Consider the following 10,580-nt stretch of genomic DNA (forward strand, 5'->3'; position numbering starts at 1 on the left):
GCCGCGAGGGCGGTGTGCCGGGCGCTCGCCGCCGGCCGCGCACCGTCGGAGGACGAGGCGCGCGGCTACTACCTGCGCAACCTCGACCGGTTCACCGCGCCGGAGACGCGCTGGGTCCGTCCGTTCGGGCCGGTCCGGCGCGGGCAGATCGCCGGGCCGATCGAGGACGCGGTCTTCGCGGCCCGCGAGGGCGAGACGGTCGGGCCCGTGGAGGGCCCCGGCGGCCCCTGGACCCTGGTCGTCGAGCGGATCGAGGCGGCGCGGCGGGAGCCGTACGCGTCCGTGCGGGAGCGGATACTCGCGGAGCTGGCGGAGGAGAGCGCGGAGCGGGCCTTCGCCCGCTGGCTCGACGCGCGGCACGCCGGCTCGGTCGTCCTCATGCCGGGATACGAGCACCCCGCCGACCCGGCACAGCCCGACGCCACCCACCGGCACTGAGCCCGCGGCGGCACGGGCGGTCCGAGCCCCGGCTTTCGGGGCAGGTCAGTAGGCATGGCACAGCAAGTCAGCGCCTTCGACGCGCAGTTCCTCAACTTCGAGACGGCCACCAACCTGGCGCACATCGCGGCGCTCACGATCCTCGACCCCTCCGGCAGGCCGGGTGGCGCGCTGACCCGCGAGGACGTGATCGCGCTGCTCAAACGGCGGCTCCATCTCGCGCCGCCGCTGCGCAAGCGGCTGGTCCAGGTGCCCTTCGGACTCGATCACCCCTACTGGGCCGAGGACCGCGAGATCGACTTCGACTACCACGTACGGGACCTGGCGCTGCCTCCTCCCGGTGACGACCACAAGCTCGCCGAGCAGGTCGCCCGGCTGCACGCGGCGCGGCTCGACCGGGGGCGGCCGCTGTGGGAGATCTACCTGATCCACGGCCTGGCCGAGGGCAGGGTGGCGATCTACACGAAGGTCCACCACGCCGCCGTCGACGGTGTCACGGGGACCGAGGTGCTGGCCGCGCTGATGGACTTCGAGACCGAGCCGGCCGACGTGCCGCTTCCGGAGGCCGCGCCGCAGGAGGCCCCCGACGCGGTAGAAATGATCATCAGGGGCGTCGCGCGGGTGCTGGACAACCCGTTCGCCCTGCTGCGGTTCGTGGCCGAGGCGATGCCGCGGCTGGACGAGGTGCCGTTCGTGGCCCAGCTCCCGGGGGCGGGGCTGGTCTCGCGGTTCGTCCGCGGCATCGGCAGCGGCGCCGCCGAGAGCCTGCCTGAGCTGCCGCGCAGGGTGGTGCCGCGCACGCCGTTCTCCGGGCCGATCTCGCGGCACCGCCGGTTCGCGTTCGGTCAGCTGCCGCTGGACGAGGTCAAGCGGGTCAAGAACGCCTTCGGCGTCACCGTCAACGACGTCGTCATGGCGATGTGCGCCACGGCGCTGCGGCGCTGGCTGGTGAAGCGGGACGAGCTGCCCCGTCAGCCGCTGGTCGCCGGGATCCCGGTCTCGACCCGGGGACAGGCCCCCAACGGATCGGCCGCCAACGAGGTCATGCTGACCATGACCACCCTGCCGACGGATGTGGCCGACCCGCGCGACCGGCTGCTGTCGGTGAACCGCTCGATGCGGCTGATCAAGGAACGGCTCGCCGCGGCGCCGGCGGCCTGGCTCCTGGAGTTCAGCCAAGCGATGCCGGCCGCGCTGAGCGCGCTGGCGGCCAGGTCCGCCTTCCGGATCGCCTCGCGCGCCGCTCCCGCGATGAACCTGCTGGTCTCCAACGTGCCGGGACCCCAGCTTCCGCTCTACGTGTGCGGGGCTCGGGTCACCGCGCTCTACCCCATGTCGGTGATCACGGACGTCAGCGGCGGGATCAACATCACCGTTTTCTCCTACGACGGCAGGCTCGGCTTCGGCGTCGTCACCGACCGCGACATGGTGCCCGACGTATGGGACCTCATCGACTATCTCCGGGACTCGCTGGCCGAGTACGGCGCGCTGGCCGGCCGGGCCCGGCCCCGCCCGCGCAGGGCGCGCCGGGGCGGAGCCGGGTAGCGAGAATTTCCCGCAGACCCGTTGATCTTGTTCGTCCCGCGCCGGACAGTGGTGGGGGGCGAAGGAGGACGAGGGTGACAGGGGTCAGGACGGCGCTGGTCATCGGGGGCGGGATCGCCGGCCCGGTCACGGCGCTCGCACTGCGCAGGGCGGGGATCGAGGCCACGGTCCACGAGGCCTGCGAAACGCCCGCCGACGGCCTCGGCGGCTGGTTGCAGGTGGCGCCGAACGGCCTGGAGGCGCTGCGGATCATCGGGGTCGCCGACGCCGTGGAGGCGAGTGGCCGGCCGATCAGGCGCACGGTCATCGGCGACGGCCGGGGCAGGAAGTTCGGCGTGTACACCGGCGTGCCGGGCCTGCCGCCCGGCCACGTCCTGCGGCGCCCGGAGCTGTACCGCCTGCTGCACGACCACGCGGCGGCGCAGGGCGTGCGGGTCGAGCACGGCAGGAGGCTCACCGGCGTCGAGGAGACCGGCGACGGGGTGACCGCGCGGTTCGCCGACGGGAGCACCGCGACCGCCGACGTGCTCGTCGGCGCGGACGGCATCCGCTCCACGGTCCGCACGCTCGTCGACCCGCGTACGCCGGGCCCGGCGTACGCCGGGCTGATCGCCTTCGGCGGCCGGGCGGATCTCACGGTGCCCGGTCCGCCGGACACGATGCACTACGTCTTCGGCCGGCGGGCCTTCCTCGGCCACTGGACCGGGCCGGACGGCCGCACGCTGTGGTTCGGCAACCTGCCGCGGCCCGAGCCCATGACCGCGGCGCGGGCGCGGGAGGTGCCCGCGGCGCGATGGCTGGAGGTGCTGCGCGAGGCATACGCGGACGACGTGCCCGGCGGCGACCTGCTCCGGCACACCGAGGCCGGCGAGCTGTCCGCCCTGGGCGCGCTGGAGATCCTGCCCCCGGTGCCGCGGTGGCACCGCGGCCGGATGGTGCTGGCCGGGGACGCGGCGCACGCGCCCTCGCCCAGCTCCGGCCAGGGCGTCGCGCTCGCGGTGGAGAGCGCGATCCAGCTCGCCCGCTGCCTGCGCGACCTGCCCGACGTGCCCGCCGCGTTCTCCGCGTACGAAAGGCTGCGCCGGGACAGGGTGGAGAAGATCGCGGCGTCCGCGGCGAGGACGAACAGCAGGAAGGCGTCCGGTCGCGTGGCCCGGATGCTCATGAGCGTCACCGCGCCGATCGCCATGCGGACCTTCGCCACCCCGCGCAGGATGTTCGGCTGGATGCACGGCTACCGGATCGACTGGAACGAGAGCGTCGCGCCCTGACCGCGATCCCCGGCCCACACTTCGGGCCGGCGAGCGCGTCACGCGTGGAAGGCGCCCGGCGGGACGCGCCCGCCGGGAAGGCCGGTTCCGCCGTCCGCGCCCCGGCTGTAGGTCCCGCCGGGAGTGACGGGCGTGTCCGGTCCCCGGTCGCCCTCTCCCAGCGTCAGCGCCGCGATCCCGGCCGTGAGCAGCAGGGCGAAGACGGCGGCGATCACGGCGAAGACGATCGACTGCCGGGACATGCCGGCGCGCGGCGGGGGCGAGGGCACGGACCCCTGCCCGGGGCGCCGCGTCCCCTGACCCGGTGGCCGGTGAGCGGGAGGCCGCCGCTCGGACGGAGGGCTCGGCACCGCGTTCGGCGCGGTCGCCGCCCGGCGTATGTCCTGACCGTACGCGGGAAGGCCCCCGCCGGGGCCGGTGAGCGCGTGCCCCGGCTCGGCCGGCCGTCCCTCCCCGGGATGCCGGCCGTACACGGCGGATCCGGAGGGAGAGGGGACGCCCCACCCCGGGACGCCGGAGGGGCTCCCCGCACCGGGCGGCTCCGGCCCGGTGGGCCGCGCGCCGTCCCCGGCGGCGGAACCGTCCGCGGCCAGGGCGGCGAGCGCGTCCCGCAGCCCGGCGGCCGTACGGATCCGCTGGGCCGGATCGCTGGCCATGCCGTGACGCAGGACGGCGATGAACGCGGCGGGCACGCCGGGGATGTCGGGGATCGGCAGCCGGTGCAGCGCCATGATGGCGGCGACGTTCACCACGCCGCCGTCGGGGAAGCGCGGCGGCCTGCCTCGCAGCAGGGCGTACAACGTGGCCGACAGCGCGTACACGTCCCCCGCGGCGGTGGGCTCGGTGAGGTCGAACGCCTCCGGCGGGGCATAGGCGGGTGTGAGCGACTCGCGCGTCACCGACACCTCGCCCTGCGCCGCGCCGCCCTGCCCCGGCATCGTGGCCAGCCCGAAGTCCGACAGCGCGACCATGCCGTAGGAGTTGACCAGGATGTTGGCGGGCTTGACGTCGCGGTGGAGGACGCCCAGGGCGTGGGCGGCGGCCAGCGCGTCGGCGATCTTGACGCCGATGTCGCGCACCTCGCGGGGGCCGAGCGGGCCGCCGTCGCGCAGCCGGTCGGCGAGCGACCCGTTGGGGCACAGTTCCAGCACCATGTACGGCCGGCCGTCCGGGAGGACGCCCGCGTCGTAGACGTCGGCCACGTGCGGGTGGCCGGACAGGGCGCCGGCGGAGGTCACCTCGCGCATGAACCTGCGCCGGTCGCGGTCGGAGACGAGCACCCGGTTGTCGATCTTGAGTGCGACCTCCCGGCCCACCGCGAGCTGGCGGGCGCGGTACACGACCCCGAAGCCTCCCTGGCCGAGGACGCCGAGCACCTCGTAGCCCGGCACCAGCGGCCCGCCCGCCTCGCCCACCCCGCACCTCCGACCCGGCGGAAACCGCGATCACAAATCCCGCGTCCGGCACATTACCGGAGTGATCGCCCGTCGGCCCCGGTCTTGATCCGGACGACGGGGGGAGCGACCCTATGCTGTGCTCATGACGGGGCTCACGACGGGCGGCACAGGGGAGCGCGGCCGGAGTCCGGAGCGGCGCAGGGAGCTGCTCGACGCGGCCGACCGGGTCATCCGCAGGGAGGGCCCGCACGCGTCGATGGCCGCCATCGCGGCGGAGGCGGGAATCACCAAGCCGATCCTCTACCGTCACTTCGGGGACAAGAGCGGCCTCTACCAGGCTCTCGCCGAACGCCACACGCGTGTCGTGATCGACTTGCTGCGCCCCGAGTTCGCCAAAGCCATGGCCGACCCCCGCGTACGCGCCCGGGCCGCCGTCGACGCCTACCTCGAGACCATCTCGGCCAACCCCAACCTCTACCGGTTCCTGTTCCACCGGGCCAGCGCGGAGGACAGCCGCACCCGCACGCGGATGGCCGCCATCGTGCGCGGCGTCGGCGAGGAACTGGGGGCGATGCTCGCGGAGGAGGGCGTCGCCGACCCGGTGCGCGCCCAGGTGCTCGGCCACGCGTTCGTCGGCATGGTGCAGGCGATCGGCGACTGGTGGCTGGAGAACCCCGGGCTCGACCGCGGCACGGTCGTGGACAGCGTGGCCGACGTGATCGCCGGCGCGCTCACGTCCTGACACCGGCGGTGTGCCGCCCGAAAATACGTCGAATAACGCCCAAAAGCGTTTAAGGGCCCCATGGCGGCCTTTGTTGCGCACGACGGGATACATCAACGTCATCCGGCCAGGGTAATTTAGTTGTCCTAACTAACGGTTCGTCCGCCGCTCGCCGCGCCGGAAACAGGCCGTGCGCTGTGCGGACCAAGAGGAGGGGAACCACTCCGTGGCCGTAGCGAACCAGTCCCGGGCGGGAGCGTCGCCGCAGTCGGCGCCGCCCTCGCGGTACAAATGGATCGCGCTGTCCAACACCACCCTCGGCGTCCTGATGGTGACGATCAACCAGTCCATCGTGCTGATCGCCCTTCCGGACGTCTTCCGCGGCATCCGCCTCAACCCGCTCGACCCCGGCAACACGGGCTACCTGCTGTGGATGATGATGGGCTTCATGGTCGTCACGGCCGTGCTGGTGGTGATGTTCGGCCGCCTGGGCGACATGTTCGGCCGGGTCCGCATGTACAACCTCGGGTTCGCGGTCTTCAGCCTCTGCTCGATCATGCTCTCGCTGACCTGGATGGACGGCGACGCCGGGGCGATGTGGCTGATCGGCTGGCGGATCGTCCAGGGCATCGGCGGCGCGCTGCTGTTCGCCAACTCCACCGCGATCCTGACCGACGCCTTCCCCGTCCGCCAGCGTGGCACCGCGCTCGGCATCAACTCGATCGCCGCCATCGCGGGCTCCTTCCTCGGTCTGGTCATCGGTGGTGTCCTCGCCCCGGTGAACTGGAAGGCGATCTTCCTGGTCTCCGTGCCGTTCGGCGTCTTCGGCACCGTCTGGGCGTACGTCAAGCTGCGCGACAACGGCGTGCGGCGCCGGGCGCGGATGGACTGGTGGGGCAACGCGACCTTCGCCGTCGGCCTCATCGCGCTGCTGGTCGGCATCACCTACGGCATCCAGCCGTACGGGACCGGCGTGATGGGCTGGGGCAACCCCTGGGTGATCACCGCGCTCGCCGGGGGCGTCCTGCTGCTGGCGCTGTTCGCCTGGATCGAGACCCGGGTGGCCGAACCGCTCTTCCGGCTCACGCTGTTCCGCGACCGGGCGTTCCTCGCGGGCAACGTCGCCAGCCTGCTCACCGCCCTCGGGCGCGGCGGCCTGCAGTTCATGCTGATCATCTGGCTGCAGGGCATCTGGCTGCCGCTGCACGGCTACAGCTTCGAGGAGACGCCCCTGTGGGCGGGCATCTACATGATCCCGCTGACCGTGGGCTTCCTGCTGTCGGCGCCCGTCTCCGGCTGGCTGTCGGACCGGTTCGGGCCGCGGATGTTCACGGTCGGCGGCGCCCTGATCACCGCGGCGAGCTTCTACGCCCTGATGACCCTGCCGACGGACTTCGGCTACGGCGTCTTCGCGCTGCTCATCCTGGTCAACGGCGTCGGGTCCGGGCTGTTCTCCTCGCCCAACCGGGCGGAGATCATGAACTCGGTCCCGGCGGAGTCCCGCGGTGTCGGCGCGGGCATGACCGCGACCTTCCAGAACTCCTCGATGGTGCTGTCCATCGGCGTGTTCTTCAGCCTGATGATCGCGGGCCTGGCGCAGTCGCTGCCGCACACCATGCACGACGAGCTGGTGGCCCAGGGCGTGCCCGCCGCACAGGCCGAGGGCATCGCCCAGCTGCCGCCGATCGCCGTGCTGTTCGCGGCGTTCCTCGGATACAACCCGTTCCGGCAGCTCCTCGGCGGCATCCTGGACCGGCTGCCCGACGGCGGCGCCCATCTGACGAGCAAGGAGTTCTTCCCGCACCTCATCGCGGGCCCCTTCCACCAGGGGCTGGTCATCGCCTTCTGGTTCGCCGTGGCCGCGTGCCTGGTGGCCGCCCTGTCGTCGCTGCTGACCGACCGCGTTCGCCGCGGGCACCGCGCCGCCGCCCACGAGTCGCTCGGCTCCGAGCTCGCCGCGGTCGCCGGCGAGGCCGGTCTGGCCGGCAACGAGCTGGTCGTGCCGGACGAGGAGTTCGACGCCTCGCGCGCCGCGCGGGACGAACGCGCCGCGCGGGACAAGTAGGCGCGCACGGGCGGGGCGCCGGCGTACGCGTGCGGCCGGGCGGGGACCTGGCACGGCCCCCGCCCGCGGCCCCCGCCCGCGGCCGCCGCGCCGGCCGGCGCCCGGCAGCGGGGCCGTCGGCGGCCGGATCACGTGGGGAGGGCGTCGAGAGGTTCGAGCACCACCACGGGGATGCGGCGCGGCGTCATCTCCTTGTACTTCTCGTAGACGGGGTGCCGCCGGCTCATCGCCCACCACAGGCGGTCGTACTCCTCGCCGGTGGCCTCGGCGGCGCGCACCTTGAGCACGGTGAGACCGTCGTCGCCGCCGACCTCGATCTCCGCGACGGGGTCGTCGCGCAGGTTGAGCCACCAGGCGGGAGTGGCGTCGTCGCCCCCGTTCGAGGCGACGACGACGAACCGCCGCCCGTCCCTGCCGTAGCCGACCGGCCGGGTCCTGGGCAGGCCGGTCCTGCGGCCTCGCGTGGTGAGGAGCAGGACGGGGATGCCCCGCATGGTGGCGGGTTTGCGCCCGCCGGTCCTGCGATAGCTGCGCACCTGCCGGTCGCAGACGTGCCGGATGATCCTGTTGTAGAGACGGGAACGTCGTGCCATGGCCGCTCAGCTCCCGAAGACGAGCCGCCGGCGGCGCCGGGAGGAGGGCCGCGCCAGCGTCAGGAGCAGGCTGAGGATCGGCCCGGCCAGCTTGCGGATGTGCGCCATCTCCTCCGGGCTCGCGTACCGGTCGACCCAGGAGAGCTCGAAGCGCGGGTCGCCGCCGCCCCTGAGCGACTTCTCCATCGTCTTCCAGTCGGCCGCCGAGACGTACTTCTCGATGACCGGGAAGATCCTCCGCTCCTCCTCCTCGATGTGCTCGTCGATGAGCTCCGACAGCGTGCGCAGCGCGGCCGCCAGCTCGGCGACGGCCCGGCCGCCCGCGAAGGCCCGCGCCGCGACGCGGACCCGCTCGAGCAGGGGGCCGAGTTCGGAGTGGTCATCGGACAGGTCGGCGAGGTCGACGGCGGTGCCCGCCGACCGCTCGATGACCGGCCAGACGATCTCGTCCTCCCTGCTGTGGTGGTGGTGGATCGCGCCGCAGACGTCCTCCGCGTAGCGGGTGATGGCGGCGGCGCGGGCCGAGTCCGCCCGCTGGCGTCCCGCCTCGAGGTCCTCGGCGAGCGTGCGGAGCATGTGCAGGTCGCCGCGCATGGCGCGGTGGATGATGCGGATCCCGGTGAGGTCGGGGGTCTCCACGGTGAGCCTCCATGATGTCCGAATCGGTGTCGGAACCACGGTGGCCCCGGCCGCTAAACGCCTGTTTGGCGGCCACTTGGCGGCTCTGGCCTCACGGTTTCAGCGCGTCGCGCGCCCGCAGCGCCTCCTCGCGCGCCCGCAGCGCCTCCTCACGCCAGTGGGGCGAGTCGAGCTGCCCGGCGACGCCGGCGGCGGTGGCGTAGTGCTCCGCCGCCGCGGCGGGGTCGCCCAGGTACTCCGCCAGCCTTCCCAGCACGAGACCGGTCGGGCCGAGCGTGACCGCCACCGTGTGCAGGCCGACCATCTCCCCCCGGAACGGAAGGAGAAGGCGGTAGCACTCCTCGGCCACATCCCGGGCGCCGAGGGCCATCGCGTTTCCCGCCCGCAGCGCCACGTTGATCGTGTGGTAGACCCACCGCGTCGGCCAGCGGTCCACCGGCCAGGCGGACCGGGCCTCCTCGAGACGCCCGGCGGCGACCAGCGCGCTGACGTGGAACTCGTCGATCTCCTCGGGAATCCGGGCGCGGGCGGCGGCGAGCTCGGCCACCGACTCGTGCGCCCGGCCGCAGGCGAGGCGGACCACGAACCGGGCCAGGCTGCGGAAGGAGGTGGCGTTGGGTCCTCCGGCCTCTCCCATCCGGTCGGACAGGACCGTGTAGGCCGCCTCGGCCTGCTCGAACTCTCCCTTCACCAGAAGGCGGAGGGCGTCGAGGAACGCGATGATGGCCAGGACGAGGCCCAGCTGGCCACTCGTGGAGTATTCCACCGCCCGCGCGGCGTGCCGTTCGGCGGTGGCCCAGTCGTTGCGGCCCAGCGCGACCATGCACAGCGCGTGGTGGCCGAGCGTCTGGTAGCCGAGCAGCCCCTCGCGGGCGGAGACCTCCAGCAGTTCGTGCCCGACCGGTTCCAGCTCGTCGCGGCGGCCCGGCACGAAGGTCGCCCAGTAGCGTGCGGCGAGCGCCAGGCACAGCAGCCGGGGATCACCGAGGTCGCGGGCGATCTCGACGGCCTCGGCGCTCGCCCTGTCGACGATCTCCTCGTCGTGGCCGCCCATCTCCTGCGTCAGGGCGGCGAGCAGCCGGCACCTCAGCTCGCCCGTCGCGGCGGGCAGGCAGGCGTGGATGGTCTCCACGATGTCGACGTCGAGCTCGTTGTCGTTCTGCCAGATCATGGGGGCGTCGAGGGCGACGGCCGCGCGGGCGAGGCCGCCGGCGTCGCCGAGTCGTCTGGCCAGCGCCAGGGCACGTCCGCGGGTGGCCGTGGCCCGGATGACGTCGCCCGCGCTCGCCCGCGCCGAGACCAGACGGCACAGCAGGTCGAGCCGGAGGTCGTCCGAGGGCTCGGTCGCCAGGTCCAGCGCGTCGAGCGCGCCCTCCAGCAGGCTCGCCGCCTCGCTGTGGGCGTAGACGCCGGACGCCTGCGCCGCCGCCTTCCGCGCGTACTGCGCGGCCTCGCGCGCGGTGGCCGCCGTGGCGGCGGCCAGCGCGTGGTAGCCGAGCGCGCCGACGTCGCCCGGGCGCACCCGCTCCAGCGCGGTGAGGACCTTCGCGTGCAGCCGTGTACGGCGCAGCCGGGGGATGTCCTCGTAGAGGGTCTCGCGCACGAGCACGTGGGTGAACCGCACCATGCCGGGCGCCGGCTCGGTGAGCAGCCCGGCGAGCACTCCCGCCTCCAGGCCGTCGAGGACGGTCTCCTCGTCGGCGTTCCGCACGGCGACCAGCACGTCGACGTCGGCGTCCCTGCCCATGACGGCGGCGTTGCGCAGCGTCGTCTGGGCGGTGGCGGGGAGGCGGGCGATCCGCCTGCGGATGAGGTCGCGGACCCCGGGGGGCAGCGAGTGGGCCGCCGCGGCTCCCTCCGTCGCCATCAGACGGGCGGTCTCGGCCACGAACAGCGGGTTGCCGCCGGTCC

Annotated in this window: 8 protein-coding genes and 1 pseudogene; 5 read left to right on the plus strand and 4 right to left on the minus strand. The window is 73.7% G+C overall.

Going from position 1 to position 10,580, the window contains the following annotated elements; translation table 11 throughout:
• The 3 genes from AB0J39_RS34665 to AB0J39_RS34675 all read left to right on the plus strand — a co-directional run.
• A partial coding sequence (locus tag AB0J39_RS34665) for a peptidylprolyl isomerase (protein WP_363472537.1) occupies positions 1-438 on the plus strand: 438 nt, incomplete at its 5' end.
• Positions 439-492: 54 nt separating this feature from the next.
• Positions 493-1,983 carry a wax ester/triacylglycerol synthase family O-acyltransferase gene (locus tag AB0J39_RS34670; RefSeq protein ID WP_363472539.1) on the plus strand — a complete coding sequence of 497 codons (1,491 nt, stop codon included), beginning with the start codon at positions 493-495 and terminating at the stop codon, positions 1,981-1,983.
• A 74-nt stretch (positions 1,984-2,057) separates the two neighbouring features.
• On the plus strand, positions 2,058-3,254 hold the full coding sequence (locus AB0J39_RS34675) for an NAD(P)/FAD-dependent oxidoreductase (protein WP_363472540.1): 1,197 nt from the start codon (positions 2,058-2,060) through the stop codon (positions 3,252-3,254).
• A 38-nt stretch (positions 3,255-3,292) separates the two neighbouring features.
• Here the strand turns inward: AB0J39_RS34675 and AB0J39_RS34680 are convergent, their stop codons facing one another.
• Positions 3,293-4,669 carry a protein kinase gene (locus AB0J39_RS34680; protein WP_363472542.1) on the minus strand — a complete coding sequence of 459 codons (1,377 nt, stop codon included), beginning with the start codon at positions 4,667-4,669 and terminating at the stop codon, positions 3,293-3,295.
• 124 nt (positions 4,670-4,793) lie between these two features.
• Between AB0J39_RS34680 and AB0J39_RS34685 the strand changes: the two genes are divergently transcribed.
• Together AB0J39_RS34685 and AB0J39_RS34690 are read left to right on the plus strand one after the other, a co-directional pair.
• The gene (locus AB0J39_RS34685; protein WP_363472544.1) at positions 4,794-5,393 is read left to right on the plus strand and encodes a TetR family transcriptional regulator; all 600 of its coding nucleotides are present in this window, start codon (positions 4,794-4,796) and stop codon (positions 5,391-5,393) included.
• Between the two features lie 205 nt (positions 5,394-5,598).
• Entirely contained in the window at positions 5,599-7,437 is a 1,839-nt protein-coding gene (locus tag AB0J39_RS34690; RefSeq protein WP_363472546.1) for an MFS transporter, read from the plus strand.
• A 128-nt stretch (positions 7,438-7,565) separates the two neighbouring features.
• Here AB0J39_RS34690 and AB0J39_RS34695 read toward each other — a convergent pair whose 3' ends face one another.
• From AB0J39_RS34695 to AB0J39_RS34705, 3 genes and pseudogenes are all read right to left on the minus strand, one after another.
• The gene (locus tag AB0J39_RS34695; RefSeq protein WP_363472548.1) at positions 7,566-8,030 is read right to left on the minus strand and encodes a nitroreductase/quinone reductase family protein; all 465 of its coding nucleotides are present in this window, start codon (positions 8,028-8,030) and stop codon (positions 7,566-7,568) included.
• 6 nt (positions 8,031-8,036) lie between these two features.
• The gene (locus AB0J39_RS34700; protein WP_363472550.1) at positions 8,037-8,669 is read right to left on the minus strand and encodes a hemerythrin domain-containing protein; all 633 of its coding nucleotides are present in this window, start codon (positions 8,667-8,669) and stop codon (positions 8,037-8,039) included.
• 91 nt (positions 8,670-8,760) lie between these two features.
• A pseudogene (locus tag AB0J39_RS34705) lies at positions 8,761-10,580 on the minus strand (ATPase); the annotation flags it as partial.

The organism is Microbispora sp. NPDC049633 (genome assembly GCF_040675265.1).
GTDB lineage: Bacteria > Actinomycetota > Actinomycetes > Streptosporangiales > Streptosporangiaceae > Microbispora > Microbispora maris.

Excerpts from the sequence above, each read along its gene's own strand:
- AB0J39_RS34695 (WP_363472548.1), bottom strand. The coding sequence starts at position 8,030 with ATGGCACGACGTTCCCGTCTCTACAACAGGATCATCCGGCACGTCTGC.
- AB0J39_RS34685 (WP_363472544.1), top strand. The coding sequence starts at position 4,794 with ATGACGGGGCTCACGACGGGCGGCACAGGGGAGCGCGGCCGGAGTCCG.
- AB0J39_RS34670 (WP_363472539.1), top strand. The coding sequence starts at position 493 with ATGGCACAGCAAGTCAGCGCCTTCGACGCGCAGTTCCTCAACTTCGAG.